20 protein-coding genes and 1 pseudogene are annotated in these 18,433 nt (G+C 62.4%); 11 read left to right on the plus strand and 10 right to left on the minus strand.

Annotation, left to right across the window (positions count from 1 at the left end; all coding sequences use genetic code 11):
* Positions 1 to 38 precede the first annotated feature (38 nt).
* Positions 39 to 434 carry a hypothetical protein gene (locus tag NKH22_RS19530; protein WP_023684620.1) on the minus strand — a complete coding sequence of 132 codons (396 nt, stop codon included), beginning with the start codon at positions 432 to 434 and terminating at the stop codon, positions 39 to 41.
* A 313-nt stretch (positions 435 to 747) separates the two neighbouring features.
* On the opposite strand from NKH22_RS19530, the gene urtA reads away from it, so the two are divergent.
* The 6 genes from urtA to NKH22_RS19560 all read left to right on the plus strand — a co-directional run bounded on the left by urtA (position 748) and on the right by NKH22_RS19560 (position 7,239).
* A complete protein-coding gene (urtA, locus tag NKH22_RS19535; protein ID WP_352910609.1) occupies positions 748 to 2,058 on the plus strand; it encodes an urea ABC transporter substrate-binding protein in 1,311 nt (436 codons plus the stop codon).
* Positions 2,059 to 2,170: 112 nt separating this feature from the next.
* Entirely contained in the window at positions 2,171 to 3,787 is a 1,617-nt protein-coding gene (urtB, locus tag NKH22_RS19540) for an urea ABC transporter permease subunit UrtB (RefSeq protein ID WP_023742498.1), read from the plus strand.
* The gene (gene urtC, locus NKH22_RS19545) at positions 3,784 to 5,016 is read left to right on the plus strand and encodes an urea ABC transporter permease subunit UrtC (RefSeq protein WP_023670933.1); all 1,233 of its coding nucleotides are present in this window, start codon (positions 3,784 to 3,786) and stop codon (positions 5,014 to 5,016) included. Before urtB ends, urtC begins: the two co-directional genes overlap by 4 nt.
* A 4-nt stretch (positions 5,017 to 5,020) precedes the next feature.
* Complete coding sequence (gene urtD / locus NKH22_RS19550; RefSeq protein WP_023696501.1) at positions 5,021 to 5,767, plus strand: urea ABC transporter ATP-binding protein UrtD; 747 nt, start codon at positions 5,021 to 5,023, stop codon at positions 5,765 to 5,767.
* A gap of 69 nt (positions 5,768 to 5,836) precedes the next feature.
* The gene (gene urtE / locus NKH22_RS19555; protein WP_023688639.1) at positions 5,837 to 6,532 is read left to right on the plus strand and encodes an urea ABC transporter ATP-binding subunit UrtE; all 696 of its coding nucleotides are present in this window, start codon (positions 5,837 to 5,839) and stop codon (positions 6,530 to 6,532) included.
* A 530-nt stretch (positions 6,533 to 7,062) separates the two neighbouring features.
* Positions 7,063 to 7,239 carry a hypothetical protein gene (locus NKH22_RS19560; RefSeq protein WP_023670936.1) on the plus strand — a complete coding sequence of 59 codons (177 nt, stop codon included), beginning with the start codon at positions 7,063 to 7,065 and terminating at the stop codon, positions 7,237 to 7,239.
* Between the two features lie 91 nt (positions 7,240 to 7,330).
* Here the strand turns inward: NKH22_RS19560 and NKH22_RS19565 are convergent, their stop codons facing one another.
* The 8 genes from NKH22_RS19565 to NKH22_RS19600 form a co-directional block, all read right to left on the minus strand.
* Positions 7,331 to 8,476, minus strand: coding sequence for a GGDEF domain-containing protein (locus tag NKH22_RS19565; RefSeq protein ID WP_023688638.1), 1,146 nt, complete (start codon positions 8,474 to 8,476; stop codon positions 7,331 to 7,333).
* A 308-nt stretch (positions 8,477 to 8,784) separates the two neighbouring features.
* Entirely contained in the window at positions 8,785 to 9,588 is an 804-nt protein-coding gene (locus tag NKH22_RS19570; protein ID WP_023696502.1) for a DUF72 domain-containing protein, read from the minus strand.
* Between the two features lie 28 nt (positions 9,589 to 9,616).
* A complete protein-coding gene (locus NKH22_RS19575) occupies positions 9,617 to 10,081 on the minus strand; it encodes a GNAT family N-acetyltransferase (RefSeq protein WP_023706185.1) in 465 nt (154 codons plus the stop codon).
* A 34-nt stretch (positions 10,082 to 10,115) separates the two neighbouring features.
* A complete protein-coding gene (uvrA, locus tag NKH22_RS19580) occupies positions 10,116 to 13,037 on the minus strand; it encodes an excinuclease ABC subunit UvrA (protein WP_352910615.1) in 2,922 nt (973 codons plus the stop codon).
* 783 nt (positions 13,038 to 13,820) lie between these two features.
* A complete protein-coding gene (locus tag NKH22_RS19585) occupies positions 13,821 to 14,042 on the minus strand; it encodes a hypothetical protein (protein WP_352910717.1) in 222 nt (73 codons plus the stop codon).
* Between the two features lie 146 nt (positions 14,043 to 14,188).
* The gene (locus NKH22_RS19590; RefSeq protein WP_023684630.1) at positions 14,189 to 14,797 is read right to left on the minus strand and encodes an ATP-dependent Clp protease proteolytic subunit; all 609 of its coding nucleotides are present in this window, start codon (positions 14,795 to 14,797) and stop codon (positions 14,189 to 14,191) included.
* Between the two features lie 29 nt (positions 14,798 to 14,826).
* Entirely contained in the window at positions 14,827 to 15,294 is a 468-nt protein-coding gene (locus NKH22_RS19595) for an SRPBCC family protein (RefSeq protein ID WP_023746155.1), read from the minus strand.
* Entirely contained in the window at positions 15,291 to 15,605 is a 315-nt protein-coding gene (locus NKH22_RS19600) for an ArsR/SmtB family transcription factor (protein WP_023670944.1), read from the minus strand. The genes NKH22_RS19595 and NKH22_RS19600 overlap by 4 nt, the downstream gene beginning before the upstream one ends.
* Positions 15,606 to 15,738: 133 nt before the next feature.
* Here NKH22_RS19600 and NKH22_RS19605 point away from each other — a divergent pair, with 133 nt between their 5' ends.
* From NKH22_RS19605 to NKH22_RS19620, 5 genes and pseudogenes are all read left to right on the plus strand, one after another.
* Complete coding sequence (locus NKH22_RS19605; protein WP_352802752.1) at positions 15,739 to 16,140, plus strand: ABC transporter ATP-binding protein; 402 nt, start codon at positions 15,739 to 15,741, stop codon at positions 16,138 to 16,140.
* 210 nt (positions 16,141 to 16,350) lie between these two features.
* Positions 16,351 to 16,884, plus strand: a complete 534-nt coding sequence (gene ssb / locus NKH22_RS19610) for a single-stranded DNA-binding protein (protein WP_023670946.1) — start codon at positions 16,351 to 16,353, stop codon at positions 16,882 to 16,884.
* A gap of 37 nt (positions 16,885 to 16,921) precedes the next feature.
* Positions 16,922 to 17,140 (plus strand): DUF2306 domain-containing protein, encoded by a 219-nt coding sequence (locus NKH22_RS31530; RefSeq protein ID WP_502900243.1) that lies wholly within the window; start codon positions 16,922 to 16,924, stop codon positions 17,138 to 17,140.
* Between the two features lie 2 nt (positions 17,141 to 17,142).
* Positions 17,143 to 17,301: a DUF2306 domain-containing protein gene (locus NKH22_RS31535; RefSeq protein WP_502900244.1), complete on the plus strand. Its 159-nt coding sequence runs from the start codon at positions 17,143 to 17,145 to the stop codon at positions 17,299 to 17,301.
* A gap of 23 nt (positions 17,302 to 17,324) precedes the next feature.
* Positions 17,325 to 17,747 (plus strand): annotated as a pseudogene (locus tag NKH22_RS19620) (OsmC family protein); the annotation flags it as partial.
* A 27-nt stretch (positions 17,748 to 17,774) separates the two neighbouring features.
* Here the strand turns inward: NKH22_RS19620 and NKH22_RS19625 are convergent.
* Positions 17,775 to 18,404 carry a MarC family protein gene (locus NKH22_RS19625; RefSeq protein ID WP_023670949.1) on the minus strand — a complete coding sequence of 210 codons (630 nt, stop codon included), beginning with the start codon at positions 18,402 to 18,404 and terminating at the stop codon, positions 17,775 to 17,777.
* Positions 18,405 to 18,433: the final 29 nt, after the last annotated feature.

Raw genomic sequence — 18,433 nt, forward strand, 5'->3', positions numbered from 1 at the left:
AAGGTTTTGCCGCAACTGGGCGCGGCACTACGCATCGCTCAGCCCTTGGTGCAGGTCGAGGCGGTGAAGGCGCCGTCGGGCTGCTTCAGAATGATGTCGAATGACGGGGCGGTCTCGCCGTCCAGTGTTGCCTGTGTCATGGAGACGGAGTTGCCACCGGTGGTATAGCCGCCCAGCGGCCCGAGCCAGGTGATCTCGCCATTGGCGTTCATCTGATAGTTGTAGCCTTGCAGCGCCGTTCCGAACGTCACCGGGCCGGTATAGACATTGCCCTTGATGGTGATGTCGCCGAGGTTGAGGAAGGCGCCGAGCAAATAGACCTCGCAATGATAGGTGCCGTCAGGAAGTTTGCCCTCGCTGAAATCGGCGCGCGCGGCGCCGCTCGTTGCCATCAGCAGCAGGATGCAGGAAATGCGTGAGATGCGAGATGTCATGACGTCTCTCTTTTGAAGGGCGAGCTTGCCCTATTTTTGCGCGGTGCCGCAACATTGTTCGCCCGGAACCCACGGCCGGAGATCAAAAACTAGGCATTTGTCTCTATTGGGCGAAAATTAGGCAAAAGTGGTGTGCGCTGCGCAAATTTGCCTCAATCAATTTTTACCGGCTGCCTTTTTGTTTCTCCAGGCTAATATACCAACCGGCTGATAACGCTCGGCTATTCCATCTTTGTGAGCGGCGCCTTCGCGTTTGGCACGGCAGTTGCTTTGCATTGTCGCGGTGCAATCAAACAGCTTGGGAGTCTTCGGTATGAGGGGTAATTTCTCCACAATAACAAAAATGTTTTCGGCGGGCGTGATCGCCGCCGGCCTGTCGATGTCGTCTCCGGCCAAGGCCGCCGAAGACACGATCAAGGTCGGCATTCTGCATTCGCTATCGGGGACCATGGCGATTTCGGAGACGACGCTGAAAGACGCCATGCTGATGCTCATCGAAGAGCAGAATGCCAAGGGCGGTCTGCTCGGCAAGAAGCTCGAGGCGGTCGTTGTCGATCCGGCCTCCAACTGGCCGCTCTTTGCCGAAAAGGCGCGCGAGCTGATCTCGAAGGACAAGGTCGCCGCCGTGTTCGGCTGCTGGACCTCGGTGTCGCGCAAATCGGTGTTGCCGGTGTTCTCGGAACTCGACAACATCCTGTTCTACCCCGTCCAGTATGAGGGCGAGGAAAGCGAGCGCAACGTGTTCTACACCGGCGCCGCCCCGAACCAGCAGGCGATTCCTGCCGTCGATTATCTCATGAGCGAGGACGGTGGCTCGGTGAAGCGCTGGGTGCTGGAAGGCACCGACTACGTCTATCCCCGAACCACCAACAAAATCCTCGAGGCCTATCTGAAGGCCAAGGGCGTCGCCGCCGAAGACATCATGGTCAACTACACGCCGTTCGGCTTCTCCGACTGGCAGACCGAAGTCTCCGCAATCAAGAAATTCGGCTCGGCCGGCAAGAAGACCGCCGTCGTCTCGACCGTCAATGGCGACGCCAACGTTCCGTTCTACAAGGAACTCGGCAACCAGGGCATCAAGGCCGAGGACATCCCGGTCATGGCCTTTTCGGTCGGTGAGGAAGAACTGGCCGGTCTCGATACCGCGCCGCTGGTCGGCCATCTCGCTGCCTGGAACTATTTCGAGAGCGTCGACACACCCGAAAACAAGAAGTTCATCGCCGACTGGCACAAGTTCATCAAGAATGACAAGCGCACCACCAACGACCCGATGGAAGCTCACTATATCGGCTTCAACATGTGGCTGAAGGCGGTCGAAAAGGCTGGCACCACCGATCCCGACAAGGTCATCGACGCCATGGTCGGCGTGTCCGTGCCGAACCTCACCGGCGGCTATTCGACCATGATGCCGAACCATCACATCACCAAGCCGGTGCTGATCGGCGAGATCCAGGCCGACGGCCAGTTCGAGACCGTGTCGCAGACGCCCGGCCTCGTGATGGGCGACGAATGGTCCGACTATCTGCCCGATTCCAAGGACCTGATTTCGGATTGGCGCGCGCCTCTGTCCTGCGGCAACTTCAACGTTGCCACCGGCAAATGCGGCGGCAAGGGCACGAACTGATCCCTCCCGGGACTGACCGATCGTGGACGCGTCCACGATCGGTACCGCCAAGCGTCCGGGCGCTTCAGCCCGCCCGGACGCGGAATTTCCCCACAGAAGAGTATCTGAACGGATGATCCTGTTGCGCACTCTCGGCCTCATGCTGGTGTTCCTGGTGGCAAGCCTATTGCCGTCGAACGCAGCCGAAGCCGATCTGCGCGCCATCGTCGCCAAATTCGCCACGGGCACGGGCTTTGCCGCCACTGAGGCTGTGGTGCGCGAACTTGCCGCCACCGGCGATCCGCTGGTTGAACGGCCGCTTGCAGCCCTCGCCGAAGGCAATCTCTACATTCGTAAAGCCGATTCAGCCGTCTTCGTCGGCAGTGAGGCCGCCGACAGCGTCACGCTGCTCGACCCGCTGAGCGGCGAGAAAGCCGGCGACGCCGCCAAGGCCGACATCACCAAGATCAAGGTCAACAACACGCTGCGCCGTGTCATCCGAGATGCGCTGGGAACGCTGACGTTGCGCGCGAGAGATCCTTCTGTTCGCATCGCCGCCGCCGACACCATGTTCAAGACCCCCGATGCCGCCAATATCGAGCCGCTCGATGCAGCCATCGCCGCCGAGACCGACGCCAAGGTCAAGGCATTGTTCGAACAGGCGCGCGCGGCATCGGTGCTGGTCTCCGATAAGCCGGAGGCCGACAAGCTTGCCGCCATTGCCCTGATCGGCGCGCGCGGCGACCGCGACGCGGTCTCGCTGCTCACCGCGGTCGAGGCCAATGCGCAAGGCGCGGTCAAGGATGCCGCGACGGCGGCAATCGCCAGCATCAATTCGAGCCTGGCGCTGTGGGATGCCGGCCAGAACATATGGTACGGCATCTCGCTTGGCTCGGTGCTGCTGCTGGCCGCCATCGGCCTCGCCATCACCTTCGGCGTCATGGGCGTCATCAACATGGCGCATGGCGAGATGGTGATGCTCGGCGCCTACACCACCTTCGTCGTCCAGCAGGTGATCCGAACATCATTCCCCGGCCTGTTCGACTGGTCGCTGGTGATCGCGCTGCCGCTCGCCTTCCTGGTTGCCGCTTCCGTCGGCCTGATCATCGAGCGCGGCGTCATCCGTTTCCTCTACGGCCGGCCGCTGGAAACGCTGCTCGCAACCTGGGGCGTCTCGCTTGTCCTGCAGCAGGCGGTGCGCTCGATCTTCGGACCGACCAACCAGGAGGTCGGCAACCCCTCCTGGATGTCGGGATCGTTCGATGTCGGCCAACTCGCCGTCACCTGGAACCGCCTCTGGATCCTGGTCTTCGCGCTCACCGTCTTCGGCGTGCTGCTCTTTGTCATGAAGCGCACGCCTTGGGGCCTGCAGATGCGCGCCGTCACCGCCAACCGCCGCATGGCCGCCTCGATGGGCATCAGGACGCCTTGGGTCGATGCGCTGACCTTTGCGCTCGGCTCCGGCATTGCCGGCATTGCCGGCGTCGCGCTCAGCCAGATCGACAATGTCTCGCCCAATCTCGGCCGCGGCTACATCATCGACAGCTTCATGGTCGTGGTCTTCGGCGGCGTCGGCAATCTCTGGGGCACGCTGGTCGGCGCCTTCTCGCTCGGCATCGTCAACAAGGTTCTCGAACCCTATGCTGGCGCGGTGCTCGGCAAGATCGTCGTGCTGGTGCTGATCATCCTGTTCATCCAGAAGCGCCCGCGCGGCCTGTTCGCGCTCAAGGGCAGGGCGGTGGAAACATGATCACGGGACGCTTCTTCGCCGCGGGTGCCGACCGTCGCATCGCCATCACTATTTTCATCCTGCTGACGGCCGCCATTATCGTGCCGCTGCTCAACCTCGCAGTGTCGCCGCAAAGCGCGTTCTATATTCCGTCCTACATCGTCGCGTTGACGGGCAAGTACCTCTGCTATGCATTGCTTGCCTTGGCGCTCGATCTCGTCTGGGGCTATTGCGGCATCCTCTCGCTCGGCCATGGCGCCTTCTTCGCCCTCGGCGGCTATGCGATGGGCATGTACCTCATGCGCCAGATCGGCTCGCGCGGCGTTTACGGCAATCCGATCCTGCCCGATTTCATGGTGTTCCTGAACTACAAGGAATTGCCCTGGTTCTGGACCGGTTTCGACCACTTCTGGTTCGCCGCCATCATGGTGCTGGCGGTGCCCGGCCTGCTCGCCTTCGTCTTCGGCTGGTTCGCCTTCCGCAGCCGCGTCACCGGCGTCTATCTCTCCATCATCACCCAGGCGATGACCTACGCGCTGCTGCTCGCCTTCTTCCGCAACGACATGGGTTTCGGCGGCAACAACGGCTTGACCGATTTCAAGGATATTCTGGGCTTCAACGTGCAGGCCGACGCCACCCGCTCGGCCCTGTTTGCCGCCAGCGCCATCATACTCGCGCTCGCCGTCTTCATCACCTGGGCGATCGTCGGCTCCAAATACGGCAAGCTGCTGATGGCGGTGCGCGACGCCGAGAGCCGCACCCGCTTCCTCGGCTGGCGGGCGGAGAACGTGAAGCTGTTTGCCTTCACCGTCTCGGCTGTCATGGCCGGCATCGCCGGCGCGCTCTATGTGCCGCAGGTCGGTATCATCAATCCCGGCGAATTCGAGCCGTCCAATTCCATCGAAGTCGTGATCTGGGCAGCCGTCGGTGGGCGCGGCACCATTGTCGGCCCGATCGTCGGCGCGCTGCTGGTCAATGCCGGCAAATCCTGGTTCACCGGCCTGCTGCCGGAGTTCTGGCTGTTTGCGCTCGGCGGCCTGTTCGTCGCCGTAACCCTGTTCCTGCCCAAGGGCATCGTCGGCATGTGGGATTCCTGGCGCGGTAACGCTCGGGCGATGCGGGCTGCAGCGATTGCAGAGGAAGCGGGCACAGACCCTGATGCCCCGCCGCCATCGAAGATCGTGCGCAGCGCGGCAACAACGCCCGGTGCCTGGTCCGCGTCCGGGCCTGAACCGCAGCCGGCGGAATAGAGCGATGTCGAAGTCCAACACCATCCTCTATCTCGACGGCGTCTCGGTCTCCTTCGACGGTTTCCGCGCCATCAACAATCTGTCGCTGGTGCTCGACAAGGGCGAGATGCGCGCCATCATCGGTCCCAACGGCGCCGGCAAGACGACGATGATGGACATCGTCACCGGCAAGACCCGGCCCGACGAGGGCGAAGTGTTCTTCGACGGCCAGGTCGATCTGACCCGGCACGACGAGGCGGAGATCGCCATGATGGGCATCGGCCGCAAATTCCAGAAGCCGACCGTCTTCGAAAGCCACAGCGTCGAAGACAATCTGATGCTGGCGCTGAAGGGCCCGCGCTCGATCTTTCCGGCGCTGTTCCATCGCCGCTCGGCCGCCGAAGCCAGACAGATCGACGACATCCTCGGCATCATCCGGCTGGGCGACAAGCGCCACGATCTGGCAGCCAATCTCAGCCATGGCCAGAAACAGTGGCTGGAGATCGGCATGCTGCTGGCGCAGGACCCGAAGCTGCTTTTGGTTGACGAGCCGGTCGCAGGGATGACCGATGCCGAGACCGAGGAAACCGCGCGGCTGCTCAAGGACATAGCGCGCGACCATTCGGTCATCGTCGTCGAGCACGACATGCATTTCGTGCGCGAACTCGGCGTCAAGGTCACCTGCCTGCATGAGGGCTCGGTGCTGTCGGAAGGCTCGCTCGATTTCGTCTCGGCCGACGAGCGGGTCGTCGAAGTTTATCTCGGGAGATGAGCATGGTCTGGCGGGTGCAATTCCATCGCTTCGACTTTTCGTTCCTCCGCTTCTGGAGAAGGCGCTGACATGCTCGAAGTTTCCAACGCCACGCTCCATTACGGCGCTGCTCAGGCGTTGCGCGGTGTGTCGCTGACGGCGGGTGCCGGCAAGATCACCTGCGTGCTCGGCCGCAACGGCGTCGGCAAGACCAGTTTGATGAGATCGATCGTCGGCCACCACCGGCTGACGAGCGGAAGCGTTGCCTTCGAGGGGAAGGCGCTCGACCGGAGCGCGGCGTATGATCGCGCCCGGTCGGGCATCGCATTCGTACCGCAGGGCAGGGAGATCTTTCCGCTGCTGACGGTGCGCGAAAACCTGGAGTCCGGCTTTGCGCCGTTGAAGCGCGCCGACCGCAACGTGCCGGCGCATGTCTTCGAACTGTTTCCGGTGCTGAAGCAGATGCTGGGGCGGCGCGGCGGCGATCTCTCAGGCGGCCAGCAGCAGCAGCTCGCCATCGGCCGGGCGCTCGTCATGCGGCCGAAACTGCTGGTGCTCGACGAGCCGACCGAAGGCATCCAGCCCTCGATCATCAAGGACATCGGCCGCGCCATCCGCTATTTGCGCGACCAGGCCGGCATTGCGGTGCTTCTGGTCGAGCAATATCTCGATTTCTGCCGCGAGCTCGCCGACGAGGTCAACATCATGGACCGCGGCCAGATCGTCCACACCGGCCCGGCCGAAGATCTCGACCGGGCGGACGTCAGGAAGTTTCTGACGGTTTAACGCAGGTCGACGGCTGCACGGATCGTACACGTCGAAGATTGGCTGAAATGCCCACAACCACTTCGTCATTCTAGGGCGGAGCCAAGGAGCGGAGCGACGCGCGCAGACCCTAGAATCCATGCCGCGACATCAGCCAAAGAGTGCCGCGATGCAGAACAAGATCGCTTCTGCGGCACATTGGCATTCCACATTCTGCACCGTTAATGACGCTTCTTCGTCCCGGCATGGATCCCTGGGTCTTCGCTCCGCTTCGCGTCGCTACGCCCAAGGATGATGAAGTCGCGAAGATCCGCGCCCGTTGCGTCGGACTTTCGTCCGAGGCCGCCACCTCTGGCACGCCGAATACTGCATGCTAGTCTTTCCTAGGCCTCGGTGAGTCGGCCGCTTCCGTATCAGTCTGGTTCTGTAGCAGATCGAGGGAATATGCTGGCTCAGCCTGCAAGTTCCACGCAAGCAAGCCACCCTAGCTTCCGTCGCAGTTCTGATTGTCGGTCAATGCGTTCAGATAATCTTGCCAGGAGAATAGGGCTATGGAACGGTTCGTCGAGGACCACCAGAAACGACGGCTGACAGAGCGTGTCGACATCATCACCGCCATCAACATTCTGCGCTCGCAAGGCTACCAGCAGGATGAGCTGATCGGCGAAATCACCAAGGTTTTCTACGTCGACCTCGACACTTACAACGAGATCGTCATAGCGGCCTAAAAACGCCTCGCGCCTGAACGGCCTCATGCGACGCGCTTTAGGTTGTTGTTTTACGTGTGGTGAGGTTCAGGCCGGCTGAATATCAGCCAGCCTACCCGGCGCGCCGGAAGGCGAGCACACGATTGCGGCCGCCGCGCTTGGCGCCGTAAAGCGCCTTGTCGGCGGCGCTGAGCACCTTGTCGAATTTGGTGCCGCCCTCGCTGCCGAAGGCGTAGCCGGCGCTGACCGTGCAGGAGAGCAGGCGGGTCTCGGTATCGATCCGGCGCATGGCAAAACTGGCCCGGATCCGCTCGGCTATGAATTCCACCTTTTCAGGCAAGGTGCGATCGAGCACCAATGCAAATTCCTCTCCGCCCATGCGCGCGGCGACATCGCCCGGCTGGAGATTGGCGGTCAAATCCTTGGCGAACAGTTTCAGCACCTCGTCGCCGGTGGCATGGCCGAACTCGTCATTTATCGCCTTGAAGCCGTCGAGATCGAACACGATCACGGCGGTGAAGGACCGGACAGGTGTTTTGCCGTGCAGATCGAACAAAGCGCGCCGGTTGAGCAGTCCGGTCAGCGGATCGGTCAGCGCTTCGCGGCGATGATACTGCGCCAGGCGTCCCTGGTTGAGCGCCAGCGAGAGCGCGCCGATGCCGGTCATGCAGGCGATGACGACGATGAGGCTGAAATCCTCGGCCCAGTTGCTCGGCGCATGGCCAAGCACCAGCCTGCCATCCCAGACAAGTGCACCGGAGCACAGCACGAAGGAAATTGCGGTGGCGGTGTAGAGCCCTGCAATGCCGAGGATCGGGGCCGGGAATTCCGTACGACCCTTCCAGTATTCATAGGCCGTCGCAAACAAAAGCAGCGCGGCGAAGGCATTCTCCAGCATGAAGCCCAGCCCGTCATAGCCAAGCGCCATCGGCGGCAAGGCGACTGCCAGCGAGACGCCGGCGCCGACAGCGATGCGCGGCAATGGCGAGCGGCCGGTCGTGAACTGATGGGCCGCGCCCAGCATGGTCGCGAAGCCGAGCAGCAGGAACGTGAAGCTGGCGAGGCCGAGCAGGCGTCCGGGCGCGTCGATATAGGCCTGGTAGGCGAAGACGTCGGCGACGATCAGAAGCACGCTGACCGCCCAGGTCAGCAGGAATTTTTCCGAGCGCGCGGTAAGCCAAATGCCGAACAGCGTCAGGCCGAGGCAAGCGGCGGAAAACCCGACAGCCAACAGAAGGGAACTGTAGTCGAGCGACATGCCCTCGTCCTTGCGCGCGGCGGCCGGCCTCTAGAAAGGACCCGCACCGGATTTATGCAGGATGGAGGTATCGATAAGGTTACGATGCGCATAAGCTATCACGCTTCGGTTCATCGTAGCAATTCTGGGTTGAAACCCTTTTCAAGGGAAAGCGCTGACCGCTTTCCCGGGAAAACCGTCCCACACTTTTCCTGGAATTGCTCCTAACGCCCAGAAGTGTGCCGCGGTTCTGGGACAACGGCATGCATCAAGACAAAGACTTAAATCGCGTCGTATGAATCCGTTTCAGCGCGACGCGCTTTAACCGATCAGCTCACCCGCTTCATCAGCGCCATGGCGCCGAACGGCGCGCGCACCTTGCCCTCGGTGATGAAGTAGACGAACACGTCGCGCGGTTTCACCGGCGCGTCGAAAGTCGGATCGGCGCGCCGCAGATCGGCCGGCTGCTTGCCTTGCGCCCAGGTCTTCACCCGCGCTGCCCATTCGTCCAAGCCATTCGGCGTATAGCAATCCGGATTGTCGTCGCTGCCGGTCTGCAGCCGCGCATAGATAAAATCGCCGGTGATGTCGGCGATACCAGGATATTTGGCATGGTCGGCATAGACGATTGCCGCCTTGTATTTGCGCGCCAGGCCCACAAATTCCGGCACGCTGAAACTGTCGTTGCGCACTTCCAGCGCATGGCGCAGCGCCACGCCATCCTGCTTTTCCGGCAGCAGCTTCAGGAAGGCCTCGAAATCGTCGGCGTCGAACTTTTTCGTCGGCGCGAACTGCCACAGGATCGGGCCCAGCTTGTCGCCCAGCGCGGCAATGCCGGAGCCGAGGAAGCGCGTGATGGACTCGCCGGCTTCGCCAAGCACGCGGCGGTTGGTGACGAAGCGATTGCCCTTCAGCGAATAGACGAAACCGTCCGGCGCCTCGCCCGCCCATTTGACGAAGGTCGGCTCCTTGAAGCTGGAATAGTAGGTGCCGTTGACCTCGATGCTCGGTACCTGGCGGGTGGCGTAACTCAGCTGTTTGGCCTTGGAAAGCTTGTCCGGGTAGAAGGACGTATCCCAGGGTTCGAAAGTCCAGCCGCCCATCCCGGCGCGGATTGTTCCTTGGCTGATCATCGTCTTCCTCCCAGTTCTAAAAATGCGGTCAGGCTATTTTTCCAACCGGTTTGATCATGTCGACCACGGTCCATCCGGGACGGTGGGGATTGGCTCGGCGGCCCGTTTCGTGGAAGCCATAGGCCGTATAGATCTCGATGTTCCGCTCCATGCGCGAATTGGTGTAGAGCCGGACCTCCGGCACCCCCCATAGCCGCGCCTGTTCCTGGGCGAAGTCGAGCAGCGCGGTGCCGAGTTTCCTGCCCTGGAAAGCGGGGGAGACCGCGACGCTGAAGATCATCGCATGATCGGGATGGCGCTCAATAACGATCAGCCCGGCGAGTTCCGCGCCGCTCTCCAAGAGCCAGACCTCGCCACGCTCGATGCGTGGCGCATAGTCCTCGGTGACTGGGAGCGGCGGCGCGCCTAACAGGGGCGTGTAGTGCTCATAGGCGGTCTGCGTCAGCGAGACGACTGCGTCGAGATCACCGGCAAGCGCCTGTCGGACTGTCATTCAAAGCTCTCCAGGCGCCCGACCGGTCTGTCAGTTACTCCGCCGCTTCGCGCTTGCCTCCGGGCCGCCGCTCCAAAAGCTCCTTCAGGAACTGGCCGGTGTAGCTGCGCTTTTCGCGCACGATGGCTTCCGGTGTGCCCTGTGCCACCAGTTCGCCACCGCCATCGCCGCCTTCGGGGCCGAGGTCGAGCACCCAGTCGGCGGTCTTGATGACTTCGAGATTGTGCTCGATGACCACCACCGTGTTGCCCTGGTCGACCAGTTCGTGAAGCACTTCCAGCAACTTGGCGACGTCGTGAAAGTGCAGGCCGGTGGTCGGCTCGTCGAGGATGTAGAGCGTCTTGCCGGTCGCCTTGCGCGACAATTCCTTGGCGAGCTTGATGCGCTGCGCCTCGCCGCCCGACAGCGTCGTCGCCTGCTGGCCGATATGGATGTAGCCGAGGCCGACCTGCTTCAGCGTCTCCAGCTTGTCGCGCACCCCGGGCACGGCGGCAAAGAAATCGACGCCTTCCTCGACCGTCATGTCCAGGACGTCGGCGATCGACTTGCCCTTGAACAGGACGTCGAGCGTCTCGCGGTTGTAGCGCTTGCCGTGGCAGACGTCGCACGTGACGTAGATGTCGGGCAGGAAGTGCATCTCGATCTTGATGACGCCGTCGCCCTGGCAGGCCTCGCAGCGGCCGCCCTTCACGTTGAAGGAGAAGCGGCCCGGCTGATAGCCGCGGGCCTTGGCCTCGGGCAACCCGGCAAACCAGTCGCGGATCGGTGTGAAGGCGCCGGTGTAGGTGGCCGGGTTCGAACGCGGTGTGCGGCCGATCGGCGACTGGTCGATGTCGATGACCTTGTCGAGGAATTCGAGGCCCTCGATGCGGTCGTGATCGGCCGGATGCTCGCGCGAGCCCATGATGCGGCGCGACGCCGCCTTGAACAGCGTCTCGATCAGGAAGGTCGATTTGCCGCCGCCAGACACGCCGGTGACGGCGGTAAAAGTGCCGAGCGGGATTTCGGCAGTGACGTTCTTGAGATTGTTGCCGCGCGCGCCGACGATCTTCAGCCGGCGGTTTTTCTTGGCCTCGCGCCTGACACCGGGCGTGGCGACTTCGAGCGCGCCCGACAGATATTTACCGGTGATCGAGTTGGGATTGGCCATCACCTGCTGCGGCGTGCCCTGGGCGATGATCTCGCCGCCATGAATGCCGGCGGCCGGACCCATGTCGACGACATAATCGGCATGCAGGATGGCGTCCTCGTCATGCTCGACGACGATCACCGTGTTGCCGATGTCGCGCAGATGCTTGAGCGTGTCGAGCAGGCGGGCATTGTCGCGCTGGTGCAGGCCGATCGACGGCTCGTCCAGCACATAGAGCACGCCGGTGAGGCCGGAGCCGATCTGCGACGCCAGCCTTATGCGCTGGCTCTCGCCGCCCGACAGCGTGCCGGAATTGCGCGACAGCGTCAGATAGTCGAGGCCGACATCGTTGAGGAAGCGCAGGCGGTCACGGATTTCCTTGAGAACGCGCACCGCGATCTCGTTCTGCTGGTCGTTGAGATGTGGCGGCAGTTCGGTGAACCACTGGTCGGCCTTGCGGATCGACAGCTCTGTGACTTCGCCGATATGCTTGCCGGCGATCTTCACCGCCAGCGCTTCCGGCTTCAGCCGGTAACCCTTGCAGACCGGGCAGGGCGTCGCCGACATGAAGCGCTCGATCTCCTCGCGCATCCAGGCGGATTCGGTTTCCTTCCAGCGCCGTTCGAGATTGGGAATGACGCCCTCGAACGTCTTGGTCGTCTTGTAGGAGCGCAGGCCGTCATCATACTGGAAGGTGACCTCGCGCTCGCCGGTGCCGCGCAGGACGGCTTCCTTGGCCTCTTCGGTCAGGTCTTTGAACTTGTCGCCGAGCTTGAAGCCATAGGCTTTGCCCAGCGCTTCCAGCGTCTGGGCGTAATAGGGTGAGGTCGACTTCGCCCACGGGCTGACGGCGCCGTCGCGCAGCGAGACGTTTTCGTCCGGCACGATCAGGCTGGCGTCGATGGCGCGCTGGTTGCCGAGGCCGTCGCAGGTCGGGCAGGCGCCGAACGGGTTGTTGAACGAGAACAGCCGGGGCTCGATCTCCGGAATGGTGAAGCCGGAAACCGGGCAGGCGAATTTTTCCGAGAACAGGATGCGCTCATGCGTCTCGTTCTTCGATTTGTTGACCGAGTCCTCGCCGGTCTGGCTGGCGTCGAGCGGCCGGTCGGCGAACTCGGCCACCGCCAGCCCTTCCGCCAGCTTGAGCGCCGTTTCGATGGAATCGGCAAGCCGTGTCGCCAGGTCGCCGCGCACGACGATGCGGTCGACGACGACATCGATGTCGTGCTTGTACTTCTTGTCCAACGCCGGCACATCGGCGATCTCATAGAAGACGCCGTCGACCTTGACGCGCTGAAAGCCCTTCTTCTGCAGCTCCAGCAGTTCCTTGCGATACTCACCCTTGCGGCCGCGCACGATCGGCGCCAGCAGGAAAAGGCGCGTGCCTTCCTCGACCGCCAGCACCCGGTCGACCATCTGTGAAACCGTCTGGCTCTCGATCGGCAGGCCGGTCGCCGGCGAATAGGGGATGCCGACGCGCGCGAACAGCAAGCGCATGTAGTCGTAGATCTCGGTGACGGTGCCGACCGTCGAACGCGGGTTCTTCGACGTGGTCTTCTGCTCGATCGAGATGGCCGGCGACAGGCCGTCGATCTGGTCGACATCCGGCTTCTGCATCATTTCGAGGAACTGGCGCGCATAAGCCGACAGGCTCTCGACGTAACGGCGCTGGCCCTCGGCATAGATGGTGTCGAAAGCAAGCGACGATTTGCCGGAGCCCGACAGGCCGGTCATGACGATCAGGCTGTCACGCGGCAGGTCGAGATCGACATTCTTTAGGTTGTGTTCGCGTGCCCCGCGAATGGAAAGGTATTTATGGTCGGCCATCGCCGGTCGCCGCCTCAGGTCTGGTGTCAGTGGGATCGGCGGGTTTTCCCGGCCATTCCCTATGTAGGTATTTTTGCCGCCACGTCGAGAGACGCCACACTTCTCGACCAAAGCCGTTTAACCGTCTTTCGCGCGAACGGGCAAGCGGAAAGAACAAAGACCGAACACGCTCCTGACAAAGCTGTGCAGAAACTGACAAGGGTGTTTCAGAAACTGACCCTGACGTAAGCTCCCGACGATCACATTTTCCGTAACCGGCTATTCAAGGTTGACGCCGTCGAATCAGGGGCGCACTCTGCCGGAGTCAACGGAGCCGGCCGTCTTTGATGGCCTCGCCGCCCATAGCGGCCTGCGAGACGCCGCAGGTTTTTGCGATTTGTGCTTCGGATTGACACCAGTCGCAACGGACATAGGAGCGGAGCATGACGCCACCGGATAGTCCCTTGAGGCTCCACCTGCTAGTGGAGCCGCGGCGGGCATAAGTGCCAGGTAGTTTCAAGGCATTGGAGTGTATGCGTCCAAACGAACGCATCGCGTCAGTCCAACAAACCACCAGACAAACCGTGACCTGCCGAATCCCACAAAAATCAGAGACGGCTAGTCGGATCGTCGGCTGAATGCCGCGAAGCATCCGAAATCAAAGTCGGTATAACACTACCGGCAGTTTGGATTTGGAATCCAAGAAAAGCCCCGACCGTTAGCGGAAGCAACGGCGGGGCTGTTCTTTTGCGAGGAAGTCGTCGGCGCAGGCTTTCTCTCCCGTATAGTAGCTGGGAGAAGGGGCTACCGGCGCGTCGGCTTGATCCCACCCGTGCCGACATCGACAGTGATGCTGCCGGAAATCCTGACATCGGTGTCGCCGATCTTGAACGTGCCGTTCTCGACGGCAGGCAGCGCGTCGTCCGGCTCCGGCTGCGGCGCGGGCTTGGCGATGCGGTAGTCGCCGGCCACGCCGGGCAGGGCGCCTTTCCGCGACGTGCTGGTGCTGCCCCCGGCAAAGGCCATGCTCGATGTCGCCGCCGTGATGGCAATGGCTATGGTCAGTCTGTTCAGGTGGTAGCGCATGGCAAGACTATAGTGCCGCGCTCAAGGCGAGGCCAGACCAGAGGCGTTGAAATTGAGGGAACACCGGCCTGCATTCAATCCGCCGATCAGGCCGCTGCCTGCTTGCGGGTGTCGAAGACGTGGTCGACGAGGCCCCAGTCCTTGGCCTCCTTCGCGGTCATGAAGAAATCGCGGTCGAGCGTGCGTTCGACCTCTTCGTGGGTGCGGCCGCAATGGTGAGCGTAGAGGTCGGCCATGTGCCGCTTGGTGCGCAAAATGCCTTCGGCGTGACGCTGGATGTCGGAGGCCTGGCCCTGGAAGCCGCCCAAAGGCTGATGCAGCACGATGCTGGCATTGGGCAGCGCGATGCGCCGCCCCGGCGTTCCCGCCATCAGCAGGAAGGAGGCCATCGACGCGGCAAAGCCCATGCACACGGTCGACACCGGGCAGCTGACATATTGCATCGTGTCGTAGATGGCGAAACCGCTGGTCACCACGCCGCCCGGCGAGTTGATGTAGAGCGAGATCTCCTTGTCGGGATTGTCCGATTCCAGCGACAGAAGCTGGGCGCAGACCAGCGCCGACATGCCGTCATTGATCTCGCCATTGACGAAGATGATGCGCTCGCGCAGCAGCCGCGAGAAAATGTCGAAGGCACGTTCGCCGCGGCTCGATTGCTCGATCACCATCGGCACCAGATTGGCAAAGCCGCTCATCTCATTGTCTCCGTTTTGATTTTTCCGGGTCAGGCAGCGCGCAGCAACAGGCGTGGCGCGTTGGCGGCGACAGGCGGTTTGGGCTTGTATGCGCGCAGCCAGAGCCGGCAGCCCGCGCCGGCCATCGCGACCGCAGGCGTCAGGACAAACCCGTCATGGACGATGCGCAGATGCGTGCCGCCGGAAACGGTGCGGGCGAGTGTGAAGGTGACGATGCTCTCCAGCTCCTCGCGGTCGGCGTCGCCGGAACGCTCGCGCCAGGAATAGCGCAGCAGGCGCCCCGGTTCGGCATCGAGCACTTCGCACTCGATCGGCTTCTCAGGCCCGGCAAAGGCAAAGCGGCTGCCGGTTTCCGGATTGATGTCGTTCGGCATCATCCATTCCGCCAAGAGGTCCGGCACGGTCAGTGCCCGCCACACTTTTTCCGGTGCGTCCGGCAGATCGCATTCGAAGGCGAGGGCATCTTTGGCGGTCTGCGTCTGCTTTTCGTCGGTCATTGGTCCATGTCCTTCAAAACGGCCTTCAGTCTTTCGATGCGCTCCGGCCAGAATGCGCGGTAGCGTTCGATCCAGCCGAGCAGCGGCTCGAGCCCTTGCGGATCGGCGCGATAGTAGGCGTTGCGGCCGGCGCGTCTTTCGCTGACCAGGCCTGCGCCGCGCAGCACGGCAAGGTGCTGCGACACCGCCGGCTGCGACACGCTCATGCCAGTGCGCAACTCCGACACGCTCATCTCGCCGGAAGTCAGCCGCTCGTAGACGGCGCGTCGCGTCGGGTCGGCCAGGGCGCGAAAAATCTCTGCTTCGATCATGGCAAAAGCATAAGTCGATACTTATCGATTTGGCAAGGGGTGTTTTGAATGCCCCGTATTGATTGGATCCTGCCGGGCCTCTAATCCATGGGCAACAAGATGGGTCGATCATGGCGAGGCAGGAGTAGTATTTATGAATTCCAACGTCGATCGTTCGTCCGCCGAGAACCTCAACGAGGCTCTGAGGCTCTATCGCCGCCTCGTCCTCGGTATAGGCGCCATCGCCGTCATCGGTTTCATGGCCGTGATCTTGTTGGCCAAGCTGGGTACGGCGCTATCGCCGCCATACGGGATTTACATCTTCGGCGAAGGATTGGGGACCTGGGGCCTGATCGCGGTGGTAGCGGCGCTCGTCGCTCAGGTCTGGTGGCACGGGCGCGCGATCGGGAAATTGCTGAATGACCCGGCTCTGAAATCTGAACCTGCAGTCGGGCTGATGTCGGCACCAACCGTGATCGCACAGCGCGCCCATGCCATGGGCATGGAGTGGAGCGGCTTTTTCGGTCCGTTGCGACCAGCTAAAAAACGGCGCTGACGACACCGCTTCTCGCCCCTGCGTGTCAGCTAAATCCACGCGCCCGCGTCCGCGATTGCTGCCATTCCTTGACAATCCGTGGTTAACAGTATAGGAACGAAAAGGGAACAAAAACCTTGTGGGAAAAGCCAGCCGCGGCAAGCCAGGATTGTCCGCGGCCTGTAAGGTGAACGACTTGAAATTTGGTTCGGATGAGCGCGGAGAAGTGTCATGGCGGGTAGCGTCAACAAGGTCATTCTGGTCGGCAACCTCGGCGCGGACCCTGAAATCCGCCGCCTGAATTCCGGTGACCCGGTCGTCAACATCCGCATCGCCACGTCGGAAAGCTGGCGCGACAAGAATTCCGGCGAGCGCAAGGAAAAGACCGAATGGCACAACGTCGTCATTTTCAATGACCAGATCGCCAAGGTCGCCGAGCAGTACCTGAAGAAGGGCATGAAGGTTTACGTCGAAGGCCAGCTGCAGACACGCAAATGGCAGGATCAGACCGGCGCCGACAAGTACACGACCGAAGTCGTGTTGCAGAAATTCCGCGGCGAGCTGCAGATGCTCGATTCTCGCGGCGAGGGCGGCGGTCAGGTCGGCAACTATGCCGGCGGCGGCGGCGCGAGCCGTGGCTCGGATTTCGGCCAGTCTGGCCCCAATGAGAGCTTCAACCGCGGCGGCAACAGCGGTGGCGGCGGTTCCAAGGGCGGCGGTGGCGGCGGCTCGTCGCGCGAACTGGACGACGAAATCCCGTTCTGAGCTGACGGTAGTCAGCGATATCTGAGGAGAGGGCGCGATGTCGCTCGGACCGCTTCTATCGGCGCGCCCTCCCATTCCATGGCACGCCTTCGCGGCCCTTGCCGCGCTGGCCATTGGCGCTACGCAACTGGCGCTGCCGAAAGGCACGACGCGTCATCGTGTCGTCGGCTATGCCTGGGCGGCGCTGATGCTGGTCGTCGCCAGCAGATACGCCTCGTCGGTCCGTTCAGCCCGATCCATCTCTTGTCGATTTTAGTGTTGATCGCCGTGCCGCTGGCGGTCTGGCACGCGCATATGCATCGGGTCGCCAAACATGGCAGGGTCATGATATCGCTGTATGTTTTCGCCCTGATCGGCGCCGGCGTGTTCACGCTGCTGCCGGGGCGGATCATGCACACGGTCGTCTTCGGCCAGTGACGCTTTCTGAAAGGAAGATTGCCGTGAAAGCACGGATCAAATGGGTCGAGGAGCGCACCTTCGTCGGCGAGTCCGGCAGCGGCCACAAACTGGTGCTGGGAACCGCCCCCGGGCCGGAAGGCAAGACGCCGGGTCCGAGCCCGATGGAACTGGTGCTGATCGGCACCGGCGGCTGCTCGGCCTATGATGTCGTCCACATCCTCGAAAAAGGCCGCGAGGCGATCGAGGACTGTGTTGTCGAACTCGACGCCGACCGGGCCGAAACCGACCCGAAAGTCTTCACCCGCATCCACATGCATTTCATCGTCACGGGCCACGCGCTGTCGCGCGACAAGGTCCAGCGCGCCATCAACCTGTCGATCGAGAAATACTGCTCGGCCTCGGCCATGCTGGCCAAGACGGCTGTCATCACCCACGATTTCGAGGTCGTCGATATGGCGGTGGAGCAGGGAGCAGGGAGCAGGGGCTGCCGCTTACCCCGCCATCAGCGCCTTGATGCCATCCGCGACGAACTGAACCGCAAGCGCGGCCAGGATGACGCCGAGCAGGCGGGTGAGGATCGAGCGGCCGGTCTGGCCGAGGATGCGGTCGATGCGCTCCGACAGCACGAACACCAGATAGGTGATGGCAAGGCAGACGAAGATGATGCCGACCAGCGCCGCTTGTGCTGCAAAACCCTGAAAAGAGCCCGACAGTAGCACAGTCGCCGAAATCGCACCGGGGCCGGCGATCAGCGGGATCGCCAGCGGGAAGGCCGCGATGTTGTGGATCATGTCCTTGGTGATGGCGACGTCGCCGATCTTCTCCTTGCGGTCCTGGCGGCGCTCAAACACCATTTCGAACGCGATGAAGAACAGCAAAAACCCGCCGGCGACGCGGAAAGCCGGCAACGTGATGCCGAACACCGACAGGATGGACGCCCCGGCCACCGCAAACAGCGCCATCACCAGGAAGCCGATGATCGAGGCGCGCACCGAAACCTGCTGACGTTCCTCGCGGTTCATGCCGCGTGTCACCGCGAGGAAGAGCGGCGCGAGACCTGGCGGGTCGATGGTCACCAGAATGGTGACGAAGGCGTTGAACAGGCTGTCGAAACTCGGCATCGCTGACCCCTCCCGCCGGGCCGGACCCC

Source organism: Mesorhizobium sp. M1252 (assembly GCF_040318265.1).
Taxonomy (GTDB): Bacteria; Pseudomonadota; Alphaproteobacteria; order Rhizobiales; family Rhizobiaceae; genus Mesorhizobium.